This window comes from Flagellimonas sp. L-11 (assembly GCF_056857735.1).
In genome coordinates this window covers 1-19,473 of sequence record NZ_JBSXNR010000069.1, presented here as the reverse complement: position 1 = coordinate 19,473, position 19,473 = coordinate 1, and the positions used below count along the sequence as shown (strand labels likewise).

Annotated in this window: 23 protein-coding genes; 11 read left to right on the top strand and 12 right to left on the bottom strand. The window is 42.4% G+C overall.

Going from position 1 to position 19,473, the window contains the following annotated elements; all coding sequences use genetic code 11:
* Nucleotides 1-145: transposase (locus AC13CC_RS13275; protein WP_482878233.1), on the top strand; the 145-nt coding region annotated here is incomplete at its 5' end.
* Between the two features lie 271 nt (nucleotides 146-416).
* Here AC13CC_RS13275 and AC13CC_RS13270 read toward each other — a convergent pair.
* The 6 genes from AC13CC_RS13270 to AC13CC_RS13245 are packed head-to-tail and all read right to left on the bottom strand — an operon-like array spanning nucleotide 417 to nucleotide 6,511.
* The gene (locus AC13CC_RS13270; RefSeq protein ID WP_482875610.1) at nucleotides 417-1,748 is read right to left on the bottom strand and encodes a DUF58 domain-containing protein; all 1,332 of its coding nucleotides are present in this window, start codon (nucleotides 1,746-1,748) and stop codon (nucleotides 417-419) included.
* A gap of 2 nt (nucleotides 1,749-1,750) precedes the next feature.
* Complete coding sequence (locus tag AC13CC_RS13265) at nucleotides 1,751-2,734, bottom strand: AAA family ATPase (protein WP_482875609.1); 984 nt, start codon at nucleotides 2,732-2,734, stop codon at nucleotides 1,751-1,753.
* A complete protein-coding gene (locus AC13CC_RS13260) occupies nucleotides 2,724-3,938 on the bottom strand; it encodes a DUF4350 domain-containing protein (protein WP_482875608.1) in 1,215 nt (404 codons plus the stop codon). Before AC13CC_RS13260 ends, AC13CC_RS13265 begins: the two co-directional genes overlap by 11 nt.
* Nucleotides 3,931-4,662 (bottom strand): DUF4129 domain-containing protein, encoded by a 732-nt coding sequence (locus tag AC13CC_RS13255; RefSeq protein ID WP_482875607.1) that lies wholly within the window; start codon nucleotides 4,660-4,662, stop codon nucleotides 3,931-3,933. The genes AC13CC_RS13260 and AC13CC_RS13255 overlap by 8 nt, the downstream gene beginning before the upstream one ends.
* On the bottom strand, nucleotides 4,663-5,556 hold the full coding sequence (locus AC13CC_RS13250) for a hypothetical protein (protein ID WP_482875606.1): 894 nt from the start codon (nucleotides 5,554-5,556) through the stop codon (nucleotides 4,663-4,665).
* The gene (locus AC13CC_RS13245; protein WP_482875605.1) at nucleotides 5,540-6,511 is read right to left on the bottom strand and encodes a stage II sporulation protein M; all 972 of its coding nucleotides are present in this window, start codon (nucleotides 6,509-6,511) and stop codon (nucleotides 5,540-5,542) included. Before AC13CC_RS13245 ends, AC13CC_RS13250 begins: the two co-directional genes overlap by 17 nt.
* 35 nt (nucleotides 6,512-6,546) lie before the next feature.
* Between AC13CC_RS13245 and AC13CC_RS13240 the strand changes: the two genes are divergently transcribed.
* The 4 genes from AC13CC_RS13240 to AC13CC_RS13225 all read left to right on the top strand — a co-directional run bounded on the left by AC13CC_RS13240 (nucleotide 6,547) and on the right by AC13CC_RS13225 (nucleotide 9,687).
* Entirely contained in the window at nucleotides 6,547-7,263 is a 717-nt protein-coding gene (locus tag AC13CC_RS13240) for an RDD family protein (RefSeq protein ID WP_482875604.1), read from the top strand.
* 2 nt (nucleotides 7,264-7,265) lie between these two features.
* Nucleotides 7,266-7,880, top strand: coding sequence for a trimeric intracellular cation channel family protein (locus AC13CC_RS13235; RefSeq protein ID WP_482875603.1), 615 nt, complete (start codon nucleotides 7,266-7,268; stop codon nucleotides 7,878-7,880).
* A gap of 156 nt (nucleotides 7,881-8,036) precedes the next feature.
* Nucleotides 8,037-9,182 carry a hypothetical protein gene (locus AC13CC_RS13230; protein ID WP_482875602.1) on the top strand — a complete coding sequence of 382 codons (1,146 nt, stop codon included), beginning with the start codon at nucleotides 8,037-8,039 and terminating at the stop codon, nucleotides 9,180-9,182.
* A 13-nt stretch (nucleotides 9,183-9,195) separates the two neighbouring features.
* On the top strand, nucleotides 9,196-9,687 hold the full coding sequence (locus tag AC13CC_RS13225; protein WP_482875601.1) for a hypothetical protein: 492 nt from the start codon (nucleotides 9,196-9,198) through the stop codon (nucleotides 9,685-9,687).
* On the opposite strand, the gene AC13CC_RS13220 is transcribed toward AC13CC_RS13225, so the two are convergent.
* Nucleotides 9,655-10,374, bottom strand: coding sequence for a dienelactone hydrolase family protein (locus AC13CC_RS13220; protein WP_482875600.1), 720 nt, complete (start codon nucleotides 10,372-10,374; stop codon nucleotides 9,655-9,657). The two genes, AC13CC_RS13225 and AC13CC_RS13220, sit on opposite strands and share 33 nt — an antisense overlap.
* Before the next feature lie 54 nt (nucleotides 10,375-10,428).
* A complete protein-coding gene (locus tag AC13CC_RS13215) occupies nucleotides 10,429-11,148 on the bottom strand; it encodes a peptidylprolyl isomerase (RefSeq protein WP_482875598.1) in 720 nt (239 codons plus the stop codon).
* Between AC13CC_RS13215 and AC13CC_RS13210 the strand changes: the two genes are divergently transcribed.
* Nucleotides 11,147-11,788 (top strand): NUDIX hydrolase, encoded by a 642-nt coding sequence (locus AC13CC_RS13210; protein ID WP_482875597.1) that lies wholly within the window; start codon nucleotides 11,147-11,149, stop codon nucleotides 11,786-11,788. The two genes, AC13CC_RS13215 and AC13CC_RS13210, sit on opposite strands and share 2 nt — an antisense overlap.
* A gap of 40 nt (nucleotides 11,789-11,828) precedes the next feature.
* Complete coding sequence (locus tag AC13CC_RS13205) at nucleotides 11,829-12,650, top strand: lysophospholipid acyltransferase family protein (RefSeq protein WP_326278610.1); 822 nt, start codon at nucleotides 11,829-11,831, stop codon at nucleotides 12,648-12,650.
* Here the strand turns inward: AC13CC_RS13205 and AC13CC_RS13200 are convergent.
* From AC13CC_RS13200 to AC13CC_RS13190, 3 genes are all read right to left on the bottom strand, one after another.
* On the bottom strand, nucleotides 12,647-13,291 hold the full coding sequence (locus AC13CC_RS13200) for a hypothetical protein (RefSeq protein WP_482875596.1): 645 nt from the start codon (nucleotides 13,289-13,291) through the stop codon (nucleotides 12,647-12,649). The two genes, AC13CC_RS13205 and AC13CC_RS13200, sit on opposite strands and share 4 nt — an antisense overlap.
* A 2-nt stretch (nucleotides 13,292-13,293) precedes the next feature.
* On the bottom strand, nucleotides 13,294-13,788 hold the full coding sequence (locus AC13CC_RS13195) for an RNA polymerase sigma factor (protein ID WP_163625598.1): 495 nt from the start codon (nucleotides 13,786-13,788) through the stop codon (nucleotides 13,294-13,296).
* A gap of 73 nt (nucleotides 13,789-13,861) precedes the next feature.
* On the bottom strand, nucleotides 13,862-15,289 hold the full coding sequence (locus AC13CC_RS13190; RefSeq protein ID WP_482875594.1) for an amidohydrolase: 1,428 nt from the start codon (nucleotides 15,287-15,289) through the stop codon (nucleotides 13,862-13,864).
* A 101-nt stretch (nucleotides 15,290-15,390) separates the two neighbouring features.
* Between AC13CC_RS13190 and AC13CC_RS13185 the strand changes: the two genes are divergently transcribed.
* Both AC13CC_RS13185 and AC13CC_RS13180 read left to right on the top strand, forming a co-directional pair.
* Nucleotides 15,391-16,698, top strand: a complete 1,308-nt coding sequence (locus tag AC13CC_RS13185) for an NAD(P)/FAD-dependent oxidoreductase (RefSeq protein WP_482875613.1) — start codon at nucleotides 15,391-15,393, stop codon at nucleotides 16,696-16,698.
* Between the two features lie 95 nt (nucleotides 16,699-16,793).
* Nucleotides 16,794-17,303: a hypothetical protein gene (locus AC13CC_RS13180; protein WP_482875593.1), complete on the top strand. Its 510-nt coding sequence runs from the start codon at nucleotides 16,794-16,796 to the stop codon at nucleotides 17,301-17,303.
* A gap of 6 nt (nucleotides 17,304-17,309) precedes the next feature.
* Here the strand turns inward: AC13CC_RS13180 and xerD are convergent, their stop codons facing one another.
* Nucleotides 17,310-18,206 (bottom strand): site-specific tyrosine recombinase XerD, encoded by an 897-nt coding sequence (gene xerD / locus AC13CC_RS13175; RefSeq protein WP_482875592.1) that lies wholly within the window; start codon nucleotides 18,204-18,206, stop codon nucleotides 17,310-17,312.
* A gap of 226 nt (nucleotides 18,207-18,432) precedes the next feature.
* Here xerD and AC13CC_RS13170 point away from each other — a divergent pair, with 226 nt between their 5' ends.
* Together AC13CC_RS13170 and AC13CC_RS13165 are read left to right on the top strand one after the other, a co-directional pair.
* Complete coding sequence (locus AC13CC_RS13170) at nucleotides 18,433-18,957, top strand: hypothetical protein (RefSeq protein WP_482875591.1); 525 nt, start codon at nucleotides 18,433-18,435, stop codon at nucleotides 18,955-18,957.
* Nucleotides 18,958-19,035: 78 nt separating this feature from the next.
* On the top strand, nucleotides 19,036-19,191 hold the full coding sequence (locus AC13CC_RS13165; protein WP_326278616.1) for a hypothetical protein: 156 nt from the start codon (nucleotides 19,036-19,038) through the stop codon (nucleotides 19,189-19,191).
* Nucleotides 19,192-19,473: the final 282 nt, after the last annotated feature.

Below are 19,473 nucleotides of genomic sequence, written 5' to 3'. Positions count from 1 at the left end.
CTGGGACGTCGAGGCCGTTTTCGGCAACATCAAACAAAATATGGGCTTCAAACGGTTCCTGTTAAGGGGCATCGACAAGGTGGAGACCGAAATAGGGCTCATTGCCATGGCACACAACCTTAAAAAGGCAACTTTAAGGGCTTAGGGATCCTATGGCCCGATTTTTTCCAAGAGAAATAAATCGATAAAACGCAACATTAAGGCAGGCACCCACAAATCACCCCTAAATAAAAAGACCGCCTAAATGTTTTTAGACGGCCTCTTCTTTTTAATTCTGCCATTTGGGCATTGTTTTTCTGGGCCATGGACAGCACCAAAAACAACTTTTGCAGTGCACTTTTCACCAAAGTGGTCAAGACGGGCATTCTCACCCCACTTTTCACCCGTTTTTGTTCAAACTAAAAATATACGGTGGATTAAATAATCCCCCTAGCTTTTATTTCCAGGTATTTGTTGATGGTGTTGACGGTCAATTCCTCGGGTTTGGTCAAAATGGTCTGGATGCCATATTTCTGAAGTTCTTTCTGCATCAGCCGTTTTTCCAAAGAAAACTTCTCTGCAATGGTTTTATGGTAGATGGCCTGTAAATCTTCCGCATCTTCTGCAACAAGGGATTCCAACTCTGTATTTTCAAAGAAAATAACTACCAATACATGTTTTTTGGCCATGGCCAGTATAAAGGGCAGTTGACGTTTTAAGCCGGATATGTGCTCAAAATTAGTGTAGAGCAGTAATAGGCTTCGTTGGTTGACCTTTCGTTTTACCTGGGCGTACAATAAGCCAAAATCGGAATCGGAAAAAGCAGTGGAAATATTGTACAAGTTCTCCATGATGGTATTTAGGTGCGTGATTTTCTGCACGGCGGGAACAAAGGTTTCAATCTTTTTGGAGAATGTGAGCAATCCTGTTTTATCGTTTCGTTTTAGGGCAACATTGGAAAAGGCCAAGGCCGAATTGATAGCGTAGTCCAATAGGCTCAAGCCATTAAAGGGCATTTTCATGACCCTTCCCGTATCAATTATGGAATAAATGGGCTGTGACCTTTCATCTTGGTATTGGTTTACCATTAATTGGTTTTTTTTTGCCGTGGCTTTCCAATTTATGGTTCGTACATCGTCCCCTTTAATGTATTCTTTGATCTGTTCAAACTCTTGGGTATGTCCAATACGTCTTATTTTCTTCAGTCCAAATTCCGTTAAACGATTGCTTGTGGCCAAAAAATCGTATTGCTGCATTTGTATGATGGAAGGATAAACCGGCACCATTTGGTCCTTTTGGAACACAAACTTTCTTTTGATGAAGCGCAAGGGAGAGGATGCAAATACAATCAGATTGCCGAAAACATATTCGCCACGTTCCACAGGACGTACCGAGTATTCGAAAAAATGTGGTTCTCCTTTTAGTAATCGGGCTTTATGTTCAAAATCCCTTTTTTGGAACTGAACCGGTAATTCATCGATTATGGAAACGGCTGTCCTGAAAGGGTATTTGGAGCTTAGATGTACCGATAGTATATTTTGGTCGCTGTTCGATAATTTTTGGGGCAGGTTCCGCTGGGCTTTGATGGCCTTGGGGGTCGAGAACAATAAATAGAGGTCGAACACAAGGAGTGCCATCAAAAGAAACACCAACAACCAAGCTATGGGGTATAGGAGCGGTACCCAATAGGAAATTACAAAGCACGCGGCAAGCACGGCGATGTACCTAAAGAATGCGTTGTGGATGTATAGCGACCGAATGAATACCATGTTTATCGGGGGATTTCAACAGACTCCATGATCATGGAAACTACATTTTCGGTGGTCATGCCTTCCATTTCCCTTTCCGGGGTTAAAATTACGCGGTGGTTTAGCACGGGCACCAAGGCTTTTTTTACGTCTTCGGGAATAACAAAATCCCGTCCTGAAATGGCTGCAAATGCCTTGGCCGAGGTCAAGGTGGCAATGGAGGCCCTTGGTGAAGCACCTAGATACAAATGTGGATGGTTCCTGGTCTGTGTTATAATGTTGGCGATGTAATCCAATATCTTTTGCTCTACGACCACTTCGTGAATGTTCTTTTTGAACTCCAATAGTTTTTTAGGGGTAAGCACCGCCTTAATTTGGTCTTGTGGTTTTTCGCCCTTGCGCTTATGGTGGTTTTGTAAGATCATAACTTCTTCCTCCACGGACGGATAATCCACTTTGATCTTAAAAAGGAACCGGTCCAGTTGTGCTTCGGGCAGGGCATAGGTTCCTTCTTGCTCTATGGGGTTTTGGGTGGCCAATACCATAAATGGTTGCCCCATTTTGTAGGTAGTACCGTCCACGGTGGCCTGCCGTTCTTCCATCGTCTCAAAAAGAGCCGCTTGTGTTTTGGCTGGGGCACGGTTTATCTCATCGATCAAAATAATATTGGAGAAGATGGGGCCTTTTTTAAACTCAAACTCCGTGGTTTTGGTATTAAAAACGGAAGTTCCCAAAATGTCACTTGGCATTAGATCGGGCGTAAATTGAATTCGGCTGAACTCCGTTTTGAGCGTTTTTGCGAAGAGCTTGGCGGTCACGGTCTTTGCAATGCCGGGAACACCTTCGATCAGTGCATGTCCATCGGCCAAAATGGAAATGATCAGAAGTTCTATAAAATCCTTTTGGCCCACGATAATGGTGGATAGTTCTTTTTTTATCTGTTCCACGGTGTCCCTCAATGCTTCCAAGGGAACTCTATTGTCAAAGTTCAAGTCGTTATTTTCCATCAACGTTTGCTTTAAATGCTTCTATTTTTTGATTCAGGTTTTTCAATTCAATTTCGGTTACGTTCGGTTTGGCCCTCAGTTTTGAAATCATGTCCATCAAAGCTTTTACATCTTCCAAATCGGTATTGCTCCGCATGGCCAGGTTCCGCAAGAATGTTTCGTCCTCCAAATGTTGGGTGGAAACATGCAATTTGGTACGGAGGTATTCCAAAAAATAATCAATTTTATGTTTTGTTATCAGGGGCAGTTCCCCTTTTTCAAAATACATGTCGGCTATGGTCCTTGTAAAGGCCAAGGTCTGGTTTTTTAATGGGGGTAGAACAGGAATGGCACGTTGTTTCCGCTTTCCTTCAAAAATAATGTAGATAAGGGCACCGATAAGAATAAGGTAATAGGCCCATTTAAATTCTTTGGTATTCAAAAAGAGGTACATGGGCGAGGTGTAAAAGGATTTTCCCGATTTGTGGAAGTTGTCCATGTAGATTTGTCCTTTACTGTCCAGATAAGACAATAGGCCCGCAGTATATGCTTGGTTATCATCCTTTAGGATAAAGTAGTTTGTAAATGCTTTTGGAAAGCTGGTCAAAACAATCGTTCCCTTGCCAAAAGGTTGCTTTATGGTGTTTATATGTTTGGTGATGGTATCCAAACTATCCGCTTGGGCATACACTTGACCAAGAACCGTTGTCTGTAAGGTATCTATTCGTTCAAAACCAGGGGTGTAATAGTCCTTGCCAAATGTCGCTTTCTTGCTCTTGAATTTTGGATTTACGAGCTCATAATAAAAAAGAGGCTCCAGACCATTATTATAAACACTGCCTTGTTCCAAATGTAAGGTGTCCAGTAATTTTTTTTCAAAAGACCTTGAAGCAACAAATAGCATATTGCCTTGTTCCACCCATTCCAATAGGGAGTGCAATTCGGCCTCTTCAAAAGAGACGGATTCGTTCACAAAAAAGTACGTGCCTTTTATAGAGTCGGTACGGCTTAGGAATTCGAAAGGCGGTTTATGGATTTGTTGTATCGCATCTGGAAAGTGCTTTTCCATCAAATCGTTCAATACAAGGGTGCCATAAGGTATTTTATGATGGGAAACATAAGATGGGAACCAGTTGATTTTTTTTGGTTTGTTGTATTCCATCAAAAATATGGCCCCAAGGGTCAGCACACCGATCGCTATGTAAATCCATCCCTTTTTAAACATCTGTAATTGCTTTTTTTAAGGAATTAAATACAACTTCTGCCTTTTGGTAACGTTCGTGGTCAATATCAAATTCCCCGTACCAAACGTAGTCGTAGAGCAGGGTAGCCTTTCCAAAGGCCGTTTTTAGGGTGCTTTCGGAGAGTTCCGTTATGTAATCATCATTTGTTTTTTGCTGTTGCCAGTCTATCAATTCCCGCTCCGATAACAATTGTAAGATGTAGAGGTAATAGTACCGAATGGCGAGCCTGTAATTTTTATCCGCTAGGGCATTTTTGATCAATTGTTGTATGTCCTCGTTTTTAATGATGTGTTCTTCCTCCGATAGGGACACCACATTCGGGTTTTTCTTGTTTTTGCCAATCCCGTACATATTGGAATTGACAAAGAAGCGAATTACCAGGTATAAGAATAGGGCAAGGAGCAAATAGGGGAGGATCTCCAAAAAAACGGCCAAATAGCCTTCGGCCTTGCCCACGCCAAAAATCCATTCAAAAAAGCGACGTAACATGGTATAGAACCAATTGGTGAGGTCGGTCCACCAACTGCTTTCGATCTTTACTTCCTCATAGTTGAACGCGCTATCGTTCTTGTAAGTGTCGAGGTCTTCTTTACTGAATTCAATAGGTTCAATGTCCGATTCATCATATTTGACAATGGAATCGTTTTGGGCAAAAAATATTGTCCAGGATAAGAATAAGTATGATAAAATCAGTTTTTTGCGCATCTATTCCTCTGAAGGTTTCCCAAGGCTTTCAATACGTTCAAAAGTACCTGTAAAATTTTTCTTTTCGTTGAGGTTGAAAAATATCAAGGATGTGGACACTAAAAAAATAATGTTCATCAGGAACCTGATCAAGGTGCTCAAAATATTTAGCAAAAGATAGATGGGGTCGTTAAAAACATTGAAGTTCTCCGCATCCATTTCGCCGGAAAATACCCCCATTTTGATCCAGGTGTAGATAATGGTAGGCAAACTAAAGGCATAGGTGGCAATGGCAACGATAATGTAAACCACAAAAAGGGTCACAAAGGTCATCCACCAATTTTCTTTGATCAAGGTAAAACTATATTGGTATGATTCCATGGTATCCTTTTTAAGGAATACCAAAATGGCGAACGAAACGGATAAGGGCACGGCAAGGTAAATCCCGGGAATCAAACAAAATATTGCGCCTATCATTACGGACAGCCCGACCAAGATTCCCAAACCGATCAGGGACCAAAAAGAACCATATACGCCTTGTCGGATTTCATCATAATTTACGGCCCCTTTGTTGTTGATGTATGATTTTATGTAGTGCAACACGGTTCCCTGCGCCAGAACATAGGCCACAATGGAACTAAGTATCAAGGCCAATATGGCAAAAACCATAATAAATGGTGAATAGGTTTGGGTTGCCGTTGGATTGTCAATGGAACCCAGGTTAAATATGTCTCCAATGGTGAACATATAAAACCCCATTGAAATCAGCATGATCAAAATATAGGGGCCTACAATTTTTAAAATGGTGCCAAAAAAAGGTTTATACTCATTTCTGATAAAGCCAAAGGAATCGGAAAGGATCTCTCCCAATTCACGCTGTTTTTTAAATTCGATGTAGTTATTGGTTGTCTGCATGAGCGGTTTTTCTATGGATTTGGTATGGATAAATGATGTAGTAAAAAATTATTAGGGACAACGATCCCAGTATGATGAAAATTGCCAACCCATCCGGCATTTCCGTATGTCTGGTGACAAACCCTTCCAAAAAACCCGCAACAATAAAAAAGGGAACCGTGCTTACCATTATCTTCAGCCCGTTTTTAACCCCTCGTTTAAAAGATTCCAGTCGCGTATAGGTGCCCGGAAAAAGTATGCCATTTGCCAAGACCAGTCCGGCACATCCTGCAATGATTATCACCGATATTTCAATGGTTCCATGGATCCAAATGGTTCGGGCCGATTCCCACAACAGTCCTTTTTCATAAAAAAAGTATTGGAAACTCCCTAGCATGATTCCGTTCTGCAGTAAAATGTAAAGGGTGCCAACCCCAAAAAAGATACCAAAGGCAAATGCGTAAATGGCCACTTTAATATTGTTGATGGTAATGCCCAAAAACATATTGAACGCCCCTTGGTCTTTGTAAACCGCCATAGGATCGCCCTTTTCAATATTTTCCAGTGTCATGTTCACATACCCATTGCCCAGTATGGACCGGACAAAATCACCCTCGTTGGCGGAGGAGAATGCACCAATTGTTACAAAAAAGGCAAATACCAAAAAAGAAATCAATAGTTCACGGTGATGGGCTTTGAACATGGTCGGAAATTCTGTTTTCCAAAAATGGACAATACGGTTTCGGGATTCCCGTTTGGTCTTATATATTTTTTGATGGGCTTGCGAGGCAAGGGTGTTCAGGTAAACCTGTGTGTTGCTGCCAGGGTAAAAGGTCTTCGCGTAACTCAGGTGGTCGGTGATCTCAATATATAGATCGGAAAGCTCATCGGGGTGAAGTTGCCCTTTATTGAGCAAGGCATTTTCAAAAGCGGCCCATTTATCCTTATTTTGCCTAACAAAAGCGGCTTCGCGCATTAAATTTGATGGTTTGTAAGTAAAGAAACTAAAATATGGAACAATTTCAAATAGAAACGGCCCAAAATATAACCATCAACCAAAACACATCCCACCTTGGTGAGCGCATGCTGGCTTATATTATCGATAGTTTCATTATTTTGGTTTACACCATTTTGGTTTTTGTTTTTTTGATGTCCATTGAGGTTGATCTGGACGATCAATGGGCTTTTTATTTGATACTTACCCTGCCCGCCTTTTTTTATTATTTGCTTTTTGAAACCTTGATGGATGGCAAGACCATAGGAAAGGGGGCCATGAATCTACGGGTGGTAAAACTGGATGGTTCCAAACCTAATTTCGGGAATTATTTTGTGCGATGGGCCCTTCGCATTATTGATGTTGGCCTTACCTCGGGAGGTGCTGCCGTGTTGACCATTCTAATTAGGGGAAAGGGGCAGCGAATCGGTGATATTGCCGCCGGGACCACGGTGATAAGTGAAAAGAAGCGAGTGTCGTTGTCCGATACTTTGTTAAGGGAACTGCCCGAAGATTATAAGCCAACATTTCCGCAGGTAACTGTTTTTAAGGACCAGGAAATGCAAACCATCAAAGAGTTGTACGATAAGGCCTTAATCAACGGCAACCACAATGTTATAGTTTCGTTGGATAAACGCATCAAAGATGTATTAGGGGTACAGACTGTTCTGCGGCCCATCGAATTTGTAGATGTTGTCATCAAAGATTACAACTACTATACACAAAAAATGTAGTCATGCTGTATCAAACTATAGATATATTGGGAACTGTGGCCTTTGCCATTTCCGGGGTTTTGGTCGCTATGGAAAAGCGTCTGGATTTATTTGGCGTGCTTATCATTGCCTTTGTCACCGCAATCGGTGGCGGGACCTTGAGGGATTTGATGATCGGCAACACTCCCGTGGGCTGGATGCAGGACCTTACCTATGTGACCACTATTTTTATTTCGGTGGTTTTTGCCATCATATTCGTGAACAAGCTCAAATACCTCAGAAAATCGTTGTTTCTGTTCGATACCATCGGTATTGGGCTTTATACCATGGTTGGGGTGGAAAAGGGCCTGGAAGCGGAACTGTTGCCCATTATGTGCGTATTTTTGGGCACCATGACGGCCTGCTTTGGTGGTGTGATACGGGATATGCTCTGCAACGAAATCCCGATTATTTTCCGAAGGAAGGAAATTTATGCGACCACTTGTATTTTGGGTGGTGCCAGTTATTTTCTCTTCATGCAATTTCCGATAAAGGATAGCTACGCCTACATAGCAGCTATCTTGGTTGTGATCTCTTTAAGGTTGGTTGCGGTTAAGTTTGATGTTCGCTTGCCCAACATATATAAAAAAGAAGCCTGAGAAACCTTCCCTAACTTTTCTTCAATAGTGGTTAATTATTGCTTAGTGCCATTAACCCCTTGTTAATCAATTTTACTTTTTCATTAGTCGTAATCCCTTGTGTATACCGCTACATTGGCACCCAAGTAACATAAACAACCAATCAGTATTACAGGTATGGGAACATCACGATCATTGACCATTACATTTTTAGGGCTGATTTCATTTCTTGGAATCAATCAGGCTAGCGCACAAGGGTGTGTTGCAATACGACATTTTTCCTCTTGTGTAGGGAATACTTTGGAGAATAATTTATTGGGTCCGGGTGACATTCAAATTGGAAGCAATTACAGATATTTCAAATCCTTCCGTCATTTTAGGGGAACCGAAGAGGAACCGGACAGGGTTTCCAATGAGACCGAAGTTATCAACCATTCCCATTCTTGGGATTTCTTCTTGACCTATGGAATATCCAACAGATGGTATGCCAGTATTACCATCCCCACCGTTATAAATACGCGTTCCTCGTTGTACGAACACGGACGCGATGAGCGCAACACCACTTTTTCCCGTGGCTTGGCCGATATTCGGGCAGGTGTTGGCTATTGGCTTTTCGATCTTGAAAAACACCAAAACGGAAATTTGGCATTGGGTTTAGGGCTTAAGCTGCCAACGGGAAGCTACAATGCCTCCGATATTTTTTACAATGTTGGGCCCGAAGGAGGGCCACAGGTGAGACCCGTGGACCAAAGTATTCAGCCCGGGGATGGTGGATTTGGAATCACCTTGGATTTTCAGTTTTACCAAAAGATTGCCGAACGATTTTTTGCCTATGGAGGTGGTTTTTATTTGATCAACCCAAGGGAGACCAACGGTACACGGACATTTAGGGAAACTTTGAGCCCAATTTTGGAAAATGAGGCCATTATGGCCGTTCCAGACCAGTTTTCACTCCGCGCCGGGGTAAGCCATAGTTTGGGCAATACCATTTCCGCCTCATTGGGAGCACGCTACGAAGGTGTGCCCGTGAAGGACCTTATTGGTGGCAATGAAGGTTTTAGAAGACCCGGGAACGTACTCTCCATTGACCCTGGAATCGCTTTTATGAAAGACAATTTCTCCTTGAACCTCAATGTGCCGTTCGCAGTGAGAAGGGAACGTCCGCAGAGTGTAACCGATTTGGAAACACAACAGATGACAGGAGAGCCTAGACAGGGGGATGCCGCTTTTGCAGATTACCTGATCAATGTAGGGGTCTCGTACCGATTTGCACGAAGCAAGGTAAAAGTTGACCCAAAACTAATGAATGAATTCAATAATTAAACTTCGATGACCCTTGCGAAAATACATTAAAGAAAATTTGCAGGCCATTTCCGTGGGCTTGGTATATTTTTGGTTTGGGGCATTAAAATTTGTCCCAAACCTTAGCCCAGCTGAAGACTTGGCAAAAAGCACCATGCATCAACTTACTTTTGGATTGATACCCGATGGGGTTTCCATAATCCTACTTGCCTTTTGGGAAGTAGGATTGGGTTTTTTGTTTGTGTTCGGATTTTTTAGAAGACAAGCTGTAATCATGGCTTTGGCCCACATGGTATGCACCTTTGCACCGCTATTCTTTTTTCCGGGCGATGTTTTTGGGGAAGCACCGCTATCCTTGACCCTTGTTGGGCAATACATTATAAAAAACCTCATAATTATAGCGGTCCTTGTTTCCATTTACGAAAGAAAAAAGGTTTCCGAAAAGTCTGGAGAACCAATAAGGAACCAAAAATACGGTTTGCCCAACCGTAAGTTAATCGGAAAAAACCTCTTCAAAAAAGTGTGACATACGCTGCCAAGACCGATCACTTGCCAAAGGGTTGTACATCATGCCATCATCAGGTGCATTGGCATTGGGGTTGGTGAAAGCATGCCCCGTATGGCCAAAAACATCCATTTCCCAGACCGCATTGCGTTCAGTGAGTTCGTAACCCAAGGAAACAATGTCCTTGGGAAATGCCAGCGGGTCTTCCCAACCGTGCAGTACCAATATTTTTGCCTTGATGTCCCCTTCGTGGTCCAGATCGGGCGGGTCAAAGATTCCGTGGAAACACACCGCCCCTTTGATGTCCGCGCCGGAACGGGCCAAATCCAAAGCGCATTTTCCGCCAAAGCAAAATCCTATAATTCCAACCTTTTCGGTGTTGGCCAAATCATGTTCCTTTATTTTGTCGAGTGCTAAAAGTATCCGGTCGAGCAGCTCTTGGCGATCGACCAATAATTCGTTCATCAATGCTTCGGCCTCGGTCGCATTCTTGGCTCTCTTTCCTTTGCCGTACACATCAATGGCAAATGCCAAGTAACCTTGTTTGGCAAGTTCGGTGGCTTTGTCCGCTTCAAAGTCTGATTGGCCTACCCATGTGTGGGAGACCAAAACCACAGGGCGTTTGCCCTTAATGCTATCATCGTAGGCAACCACTCCTTGGTAAGATTGCCCACTAGTTGCATAAGTAAAATTGTCAGTTTGTATCATGCTGAGTTTAGTTATGTGTTGAGGGCTGTTAAATTATAGTATTTTTTGATCGGTTTACAATACCTCGGCCTTGAGAATGTAAACGTTTTGCCAGGGCCAATCGCCATCACCTACGGGAACATTGTTTATCGCGTCCACTACATCCATTCCTTCGACTACTCGGCCAAAAGGAGTGTAAGAGTCATCAAGATGATAGGAGCCTGGATCGGTAACCACAATAAAAAACTCGTACGGTGAGGCCAATTTATGGGGGTTGTCCCTCTCGCTACTGGGCATGGAAATGGTTCCCCGGTGGTGTTTATGGCCTTTTTTGGCATCAGGAGGGAGTAGGTATCTTCCTATTTCACTCCGTTTTTGGGCTATTTTCCTGTCATCCGAGTTGCCCCCTTGAATAATAAAATCCTTCACAACCCTGTGGAACTGGGTACTGTCAAAATACTTTTGCCGGGCCAAATAAATAAAATTGGCTTTGTGGTAAGGCACATCATCATACAACTGAATGGTGAAACTGCCCATGGTAGTGGTGATTTTTACCTTGTCCTTTTTTAAGTTTTTTTCGTAATCGAAAAAGAAGTCGATGGCATTTTCCTCGGTAAGCTTAAAGGGTTCTTCCTCTTCTTCTTCCATTGCAGTATCTATCTGTGTTTGGGGAACAGTGTCCGTTTTTGCAATATTTTCCTCAACTTTGTCTTTGTCCTTCTTTGGGGATTCTCCGCAGGAAACGAATAAAAAAAACAATATACTTGTAGTTAAAGCCGAATGTCTCAACAGCATGGATTTTAATGAATTTTGTCAACGTGCCCTAAAATTAAAAAATCTCCCACTTCCTGGGGAGGATTCGCATCATAAAATGTCCCCACAGCTTCGTGTGGATTGGTTGAAGGAGAACAAAGTGCAAGATGTAAACCCCAAGCGGGCCGGGGTCATGGCGCTATTTTATCCAGATTTGGAACAAGAGACCCGCTTACTTTTGATACTTCGGAAAGTGTACCAAGGCGTGCATTCCAACCAAATCGGATTTCCGGGCGGAAAGGTGGAAAAAGAGGACAGGGACCTGATGCAAACTGCCCTAAGGGAAACCCATGAGGAAGTTGGCGTACCACCTACAGCGGTTGAGGTGATCAAGGAACTTAGTGAAGTGTATATTCCGCCCAGTAATTTTTTGGTAAGGCCTTACATCGGGATCTATCCGAACCCGCGACCATTTATCAAGGAAGAAAGCGAAGTGGAAAGCCTGGTCGAGGTGTATCTCAGGGATTTTTTGGATGATTCCAACCATATTGAAGAAATTTTGAGCACTTCTTACGCAAAAAATATAAATGTACCTGCCTTTAAATTAAATGGTTACACAGTTTGGGGCGCTACGGCCATGATGATGAGCGAGATCAAGGAACTTTTACGACAGGTGCTTTGAAGCTATTTTGTAAATTTGCAGTCAACAATCAACGCTATACATGGGTCTGTTTAAGAAAAATCCTTTTGGACATATTTTATTTTTTAAACGATGGCTGATCCGTATCGCCGGTATGATGACACACCAGCGTTACAAAGGATTTAATACTCTCGAGATAGAAGGGTCGCAGATTATCCGCGATTTGCCCGAAAACAATGTTCTTTTTGTGAGCAACCACCAGACCTATTTTGCTGATGTGGTGGCCATGTTCCATGTTTTTAATGCCAGTTTGAGTGGGCGGGAGGACAATATTAAAAATTTGGGCTATCTCTGGTACCCCAAATTGAATATTTACTACGTAGCGGCCAAGGAGACCATGAAAAAGAGTCTATTGACCAAAATTTTGGCCTATGCAGGTTCCATAAGTATTGAGAGAACTTGGAGGGCCGATGGTCAAAATGTGAACCGACAGGTGAAGTTCAGTGATATTTCCAATATTGGAAAAGCCTTGGATGATGGGTGGGTAATAACCTTTCCACAAGGCACAACAACACCTTGGAAACCATTGCGAAAAGGTACCGCTCACATCATAAAAAAATATAAACCCGTTGTGGTTCCCGTGGTTATTGATGGGTTCCGACGTTCGTTTGACAAGAAAGGGCTTCGTGTCAAGAAGAAAGGGATACTTCAATCCATGCAAATTAAAGAGCCATTGGATATTGATTACGACAACGAGTCGATTGATGCCATATTGGAAAAATTGGAGTATGCCATTGAGCAGCATCCATCTTTCCTAAAGGTAATCCCTCAAAAGGAGCTTCTTGCCTACGAGGAGGAAAACCAAAAAAGACGCTACAGTTATAAGGGCAAGTTGGACGATTAGACCTCTAACCTTTTAAGGTCGTTGTAGTTTTTTCTAAGTCTTTTTAGTAAGATGCCGTAAAGTAATTTGTAGAACAGCCATATTAAAAATAGGATAGCGGCTATAAATACTACGGATATCCCGATCACCATGGCCCAAAATGTTATGCTGTCCCCGTCTTTGGATGCAGCTTCAACAATTTTCTGTCCCTCGGAACCATAAAGGAGTGCCCCGTACATGTTTATGATCAAATAGGTGGTGAAGATGATAAGATTGAACCAGACATATTGTGTTACGGTTCGTTTTACCTTTAAAATGGTCCGCATCAAATTCTTGGAGGAATCCGTGAACGATATTTTTTTGTAATTGATGTAAAACTTATAGATAAAGTAAAGGATAATGGCGTAGTTGATGATGTTAAGGGCCATAACGACCTTATAGATATGCATGTCCTTTAGCTCCTGCATGCTTTCTGGACCGCTAAAAATAATATTGATACCCGCCCAGAACACAAACTCTATGATGCTGATATAAAAAATCCATTTAACCATGGATGATGACTTTTTCTTGGTCATCGGATAGATTTGCTCATAGGACAGCTTGGGAAGGTCTGCTTCCCGCTTCTGCCAATCTTTTTTCAAGAGCTCCAGTTCATCCAGCATAATCAAGGATTTAATATGGTTCTTAATTTATTTTTTACCCTGCTCATCTTCACTCTCGCATTTACTTCCGTAATACCCAAAGTTTCGGCTATCTCCGTGTAATCCTTGTCTTCCAGATAGAGGAATACCAAGGCCTTGTCAATATCACCAAGCTGTTTTATGGCGTCGTACATCAGTTTTAACTGGCGTTCTTCCGTATCGTCATAATCCGTGGCCTTGATTTTATGGAGGACCGACTCAAAATCCTGGGTCTTTACCCTTTTTTTTGATTTACGGTACAAGGTAATGGCCGTATTCAACGCCACACGGTACATCCATGTACTAAACTTGGCATCTCCCCGAAACTTTGGATATGCTTTCCACAATTGAATAGTGATTTCTTGGAACAGGTCGTTGTGGGAGTCTTTGTCGTTGGTATAGAGACTACATACCTTATGGACAATATTTTGATTGTCCTCAAGTTCCGTCACAAAACGATGTTCCAGTTCTTTGTTCACTAAACGGTTGGTAAAGTTGCTTTAAATATAAGTATGCAGAAAGCAACATTTGTTACAGTGTTTGATGAAAAACCTATTTACGATAGTCCAATGCAGGAGGTCTGTTGCCCAACATGGGAATATACTTGAAGTCTTTTCCCCTTCTTTCATCCAATTCCTTTTTGGCGGCCTCTATTGTTTTTGGGTTTTCAAAAATATCCATTGCGGTAAGGGCTATGGTTTTGGCGGCTACCATCATTCCCTTGGAGCCAATGCTCATACCTCCGGCAGCTACGGCTTGCCAACTGTGTGCAGGTGTTCCGGGTACCCATGTCGCCGTTCCCAGACCAGCTGTTGGTACGGTAAAACTAACGTCTCCCACATCGGTGGAACCAAATGCATTGGCTGTTTCTTTGTATGGTTGGATTTTTTCGGCAGTGGAAATGTCCGGTGCGCCTTTGTCCAAAGTTTTGGATATTTTTTCGGCAAAGGCCTTTTCCTCATCATTGTAAGTAACCCCACCTACTTTCACCAGGTTGTCGTACATTATTTTTTGCACGGTCAGGTTGGGCAGGAGTTCGTGGGTTCCCCCGATCATTTCATACTCCATGGTAGTTCCTGTTCCCATCGCAGCTCCTTTCGCTGCTTTTACGATCCTATCAAAAATATCCACGACCACATCCCTGGTGTTGTGTCTTGCGTAATAATACACTTCGGCAAAGTCGGGAACAACATTTGGCGCTTTACCTCCATCGGTGATTACGTAGTGAATTCGTGCATCTTCGGGGATATGCTCGCGCATCATGTTTACCATGGCATTCATGGCCTCTACGCCATCCAATGCCGAACGTCCCATTTGTGGTGCGGCCGCGGCGTGCGCAGAAACCCCATGGAACCTGAATTTGGCAGATTTGTTGGCCAATGCGGCACCTGCACTGGCGGCATTTGCCGAACTTGGGTGCCAATGAAGGGCCACGTCCACATCATCGAACACGCCTTCGCGAACCATATAAACTTTACCGGAACCACCTTCTTCGGCCGGGCATCCATAAAAGCGAATGGTCCCTTTAATGTTGTTGGCATCCATCCAGTCCTTTACCGAAATCGCCGCAGCGGTGGATGCCGTTCCAAACAAGTGGTGCCCACAAGCGTGACCGGCAGCCCCACCAGCGGATTTTTTCTCTGGAACAGCCTCTTGAGAAAGGCCGGGCAAGGCATCGTATTCCCCCAAAATACCAATTACAGGATACCCAGATCCATATTCGGCTTTAAAAGCCGTTGGGATACCAGCAATCCCTGTTTCGATGGAGAACCCAGCATCGGAAAGGGTTTTTTGTAAAAGGGCGGAACTTTGCTCTTCCAAATATCCCATTTCAGCCAAGTCCCATATTTCATGGGCAATTTCAGTGTATTTTTCAGATTTTGAATCTAAAGCCTTGATCACATCGTTTTTCTTTTTTTGGGCATGAATACCCATGGAGCACAACAATAACAGTGCACCTAGCGGGAGAATTTTTTTCATGGGTCGAAGTTTTTTTGAGTTAGATGCTAAAGATACAAAAAAACCAGGCCTGGGATGACCCGCTCAAACAGGTAATACTTAAATTTGTCGGTATGTCGAGCATGAACATTCCTCAATCCAGTTATCCAAGAGTCGTAATTATAGGCGGCGGTTTTGGAGGCATTGCATTAGCCAAAAAATTAAGTAAAAAAGAAGCCCAAGTGGTTCTGTTGGATAAACACAATTACCACAATTTTCAACCCTTGCTGTATCAAGTGTCCACAGGTGGGCTGGAACCTGATTCCATTGCATACCCCATCAGAAAGGTGTTGCAGGGCTATCCCAATTTCTTTTTTAGATTGGCACAGGTGAAGGAAGTTAAAACGGATACCAAACGAATCAAGACCAATATCGGGGAGATTTTTTATGATTACCTGGTGGTAGCAACGGGTTCGGAAACCAACTTTTTTGGTAATAAGAACATTAAGACCAAGGGTATGGCCATGAAAACCATTCCGCAATCCCTGAATTTACGAAGCTTGATCCTGGAAAATTTTGAGCAGGCACTTTTAACGGATGACCTCCATGAGCGTGATGCCTTGATGAACTTCGTTATAGTGGGCGGTGGTCCCACAGGGGTTGAACTGGCAGGGGCTTTGGCAGAGATCAAAAAAGGGATTTTGCCGAAGGATTACCCCGATCTGGATACCCGTAGGGCACAAATAAACTTGGTGCAAGGCGGCGATAGGATTTTGCCGGCAATGAGCGAAAAAGCATCGGAGAAAGCGGAAAAGTTTTTGGAAGAGCTCGGGGTAAATGTTTGGAAAAACATCCGTGTAACCGATTACGATGGCAAAAAGGCAACCACAAGCACCAAGACAATTTTTGAGGCAGAAACCTTGGTGTGGGCCGCTGGAGTTAAAGCAGTGGGACTAAAAGGATTGGATGCCGAGGAACTTCTTAGCAGGGACAAACGTTTAAAAGTAAACGAGTTTCATCAGGTCATGGGACTGGAAGATGTTTTTGCCATTGGTGACGTGGCGCAAATGGAAACGGAGGAGTTTCCCTATGGACACCCTATGATGGCCCAACCTGCCATACAACAAGGGAGAAACCTTGGGGACAACCTGGTTCGATTGATAGAGAACAAACCGATGAAACCTTTTGTTTATAAAGATAAGGGCAGCATGGCAACCGTAGGAAGGAACAAGGCGGTGGTGGATTTGCCAAAATTCAGGTTTCAAGGCGTATTTGCTTGGTTTGTTTGGATGTTTGTGCATCTATATTTTCTGATCGGTTTTAGAAATAGGGTAGTGGTCTTTATCAATTGGGTGTACAATTATATTCGATTTGACCGTGAAGCCCGATTGATTATCCGACCTTTTAAAAAACAGAACAAGGTGGAAAAGGATACCCTGATGCAGGACTGATGTAGTTTGCTGAATTTCAAACACCAAGGTTGGAATTTAGCTAATGGTTATGGTGGGCTGTTCAAGCTTTGGTAAATTGTAGTAAAACACTTGCCGTGAACAAATCAGCCTTTTTTCTCACCTTAGCCATGTTGTTCAGTCTGACGATTCACGCCCAAAATAGTACTGTTATTTCCAAAATCGCGGAGTCTCCAATCTATATTGAGGGTTTTAATTATCCAAAATTTGATGAATTATCACATTTTGCCTGGTTCAGTATCAATTTTGAAGCTTTGGAGGATACAGAAATCCAAGTTATTGGCGAACATTACCGACGCTACCACGCAGACAGGTTCAGTTTAGGTGCGCAGCTAAACCAAAGGGTCGGAAAACAACTTTACATGTTGGGAGGATATCAAAAAGAATGGGATTTATACCATAGTGGCAGGGGATATCCAAATCCCGACCCGCGCCATGAAATTTTTCTTGGTATGGAACACCAAGTTCGTGAAAATATGCTTTTGGATGTAAAGCTCGTCCGCCCGATCAAAGCATCCAATTTTTATAGTATGGGGCTGGAAGGAGTGGGTACACGACTTGAGATGGGAACCCGAATAAAATTTTGAGATTTTTTATCTTCTCGGATGAAAATTTTTGAGAACCTGCGTCAAATGTGTACGGTTAACATGCATGTACACCTCGGTAGTGGTAATGCTCTGATGCCCCAACATTTGTTGTATGGCCCTAAGGTCGGCACCATTTTCCAAAAGATGGGTAGCAAAGGAATGCCGAAAGGTATGGGGGCTGATATTTTTATCCAACCCAATTTTTTCTGCAAGTCTTTTAACAATGGTGAAAATCATGGCCCGGGTCAATTGGTTACCCCTACGGTTTAAAAAAACAAAATCCTCGTGTTCTTTTTTTATGGGCAAATGCACCCGGACCTCTTTCCAATATATGTTGATGTATTTTTGGTTCACATCACTGATCGGAACAAAGCGTTGTTTGTTCCCCTTTCCCGTTACCTTTATAAAATCCTCATCAAAATACAGGTCGGATAATTTTAGACTGATGAGTTCCGATACCCGAAGACCACAACCATACAAGGTTTCCAAAATTGCCCTGTTGCGTTCCCCTTCGGGTCTGGATAGGTCGATGGCGGCAATCAAATTGTTTATTTCCTCCTCGGAAAGGGTGTCGGGCAACTTTCTTCCAATTTTTGGGGTTTCAATAAGATCCATGGGATTATCCTCCCGGTAATCCTCAAAGACCAAATAGGTAAAAAAACCTTTTAAACCCGAAATGATCCTTGCCTGCGTTCTAGGGCTCACTATTTTGGCAATATCATAGATAAACTGTTGAACCGTTTCCCGAGGGATTGCCACGGGTTTTTCATCAATGGAATTCACCTCAAGAAAACGGACGAGCTTTTGAAGGTCCATGGCATAACTTAAAATGGAATTTTGGGAAAGACCCCGCTCTATCTTCAAATAATTTTGGTAGTCCTTTATTGCTTGTTGCCAGTTCATATCACCAAATATAGTGACATTCCATTTTCAGGATCGATTAAAAGTATGCATTGGTCAACCCAAACAGCCCTTTGGTCAATTGGGGGGATTAAAACCACAAGTTTTAATACTTTCCCATTGGATATTGAATGGATAAATAATTGAAAATGTCCATTTTGTAGGAAAATTATATCAAAAGACACTTTTTTGCTGCTGATGACGTTCTGTTGTTAATAAAATTTCAACAATGAAGAAAAAGACATTTGTAATGGCGATCATAGCCTTGGTTGCCGTAAGTTTTTCATCCATGGCGCAGCGAGTGGATCGGACAAATTTTAAAGCAGGGGTTCATTTAGGGATCCCATTTGGGGATATCTCCGATTTTTCAAATTTTGAACTAGGTCTGGATTTAGGATATCATTGGGGGGTTTCGGAACTCATTGATGCAGGTATCTCTACAGGATTTATGAATGCCTTTATTAATAACGATACGGCAGATTTTGGCCCTGTGGTGGTTGAGGGTGACTTTCCCAATATTCAATATGTTCCTGTAGCGGGTGCTTTTAGAATATACCCCACTTACGATTTTAAGATCGGTGCCGATGTAGGATATGCCGTTGGAATAAATGATGGTAATACAGGAGGGCTTTATTTAAGGCCCATTATCGGTGCCAACCTCAATAGTACCACCGAAATAAACATTTCTTATGTAAAAATAAGTGATGATTACGATTTCTCGATGGCGACATTGGGAATTTTATTTTTGTTTTAGAAAAGAAAAAGCAGCTGTTTTTACCCCCAAATCCTGCAGTTTAAATTCTGAATATTAACCACAGATCACACTTGACAAATGAAAAAACTACTTTTAGCTGTTGCTTTGTTTATGCTTGGTAACCTATCCGTTAAGGCCCAAACAAATTACAGGGCTGTCTTGGGGTTGGGCATTGACCTTTATGATGAAGCCACCTTTTTTGGAGCTACCGGTACATATTTTTTTTTCCGATAATCATGTAGGTCAAACGGAATTGGGCCTCAATTCGCAATAGATTGATGATTTCTTGTAAAAACATCCAATTAAATAAACATTTTATCTTTTTAAGCCAAAAAAATGACATTGCTATATTTGTAACCTTAACTAAAATTAAACTGAGTCGTCCTAAAATAGGTTGACAGTTTTTAATAATTAAATCAATCCAGCGAAGCTAGCTTCGCTGGATTTTTTGTTATGTATAAAATTAGGTGTTTTGTATTTAAGACTCAAATGTGGTCTTTTGTTATTATAGGTTTT

What these genes read in the sequence shown, in the direction of transcription:
- AC13CC_RS13270 (WP_482875610.1), bottom strand. Translation starts at nt 1,748, where the DNA reads ATGGTATTCATTCGGTCGCTATACATCCACAACGCATTCTTTAGGTAC.
- AC13CC_RS13265 (WP_482875609.1), bottom strand. Translation starts at nt 2,734, where the DNA reads ATGGAAAATAACGACTTGAACTTTGACAATAGAGTTCCCTTGGAAGCA.
- AC13CC_RS13260 (WP_482875608.1), bottom strand. Translation starts at nt 3,938, where the DNA reads ATGTTTAAAAAGGGATGGATTTACATAGCGATCGGTGTGCTGACCCTT.
- AC13CC_RS13255 (WP_482875607.1), bottom strand. Translation starts at nt 4,662, where the DNA reads ATGCGCAAAAAACTGATTTTATCATACTTATTCTTATCCTGGACAATA.
- AC13CC_RS13250 (WP_482875606.1), bottom strand. Translation starts at nt 5,556, where the DNA reads ATGCAGACAACCAATAACTACATCGAATTTAAAAAACAGCGTGAATTG.
- AC13CC_RS13245 (WP_482875605.1), bottom strand. Translation starts at nt 6,511, where the DNA reads ATGCGCGAAGCCGCTTTTGTTAGGCAAAATAAGGATAAATGGGCCGCT.
- AC13CC_RS13240 (WP_482875604.1), top strand. Translation starts at nt 6,547, where the DNA reads ATGGAACAATTTCAAATAGAAACGGCCCAAAATATAACCATCAACCAA.
- AC13CC_RS13235 (WP_482875603.1), top strand. Translation starts at nt 7,266, where the DNA reads ATGCTGTATCAAACTATAGATATATTGGGAACTGTGGCCTTTGCCATT.
- AC13CC_RS13230 (WP_482875602.1), top strand. Translation starts at nt 8,037, where the DNA reads ATGGGAACATCACGATCATTGACCATTACATTTTTAGGGCTGATTTCA.
- AC13CC_RS13220 (WP_482875600.1), bottom strand. Translation starts at nt 10,374, where the DNA reads ATGATACAAACTGACAATTTTACTTATGCAACTAGTGGGCAATCTTAC.
- AC13CC_RS13210 (WP_482875597.1), top strand. Translation starts at nt 11,147, where the DNA reads ATGGATTTTAATGAATTTTGTCAACGTGCCCTAAAATTAAAAAATCTC.
- AC13CC_RS13215 (WP_482875598.1), bottom strand. Translation starts at nt 11,148, where the DNA reads ATGCTGTTGAGACATTCGGCTTTAACTACAAGTATATTGTTTTTTTTA.
- AC13CC_RS13205 (WP_326278610.1), top strand. Translation starts at nt 11,829, where the DNA reads ATGGGTCTGTTTAAGAAAAATCCTTTTGGACATATTTTATTTTTTAAA.
- AC13CC_RS13200 (WP_482875596.1), bottom strand. Translation starts at nt 13,291, where the DNA reads ATGCTGGATGAACTGGAGCTCTTGAAAAAAGATTGGCAGAAGCGGGAA.
- AC13CC_RS13190 (WP_482875594.1), bottom strand. Translation starts at nt 15,289, where the DNA reads ATGAAAAAAATTCTCCCGCTAGGTGCACTGTTATTGTTGTGCTCCATG.
- AC13CC_RS13185 (WP_482875613.1), top strand. Translation starts at nt 15,391, where the DNA reads ATGAACATTCCTCAATCCAGTTATCCAAGAGTCGTAATTATAGGCGGC.
- xerD (WP_482875592.1), bottom strand. Translation starts at nt 18,206, where the DNA reads ATGAACTGGCAACAAGCAATAAAGGACTACCAAAATTATTTGAAGATA.
- AC13CC_RS13170 (WP_482875591.1), top strand. Translation starts at nt 18,433, where the DNA reads ATGAAGAAAAAGACATTTGTAATGGCGATCATAGCCTTGGTTGCCGTA.
- AC13CC_RS13165 (WP_326278616.1), top strand. Translation starts at nt 19,036, where the DNA reads ATGAAAAAACTACTTTTAGCTGTTGCTTTGTTTATGCTTGGTAACCTA.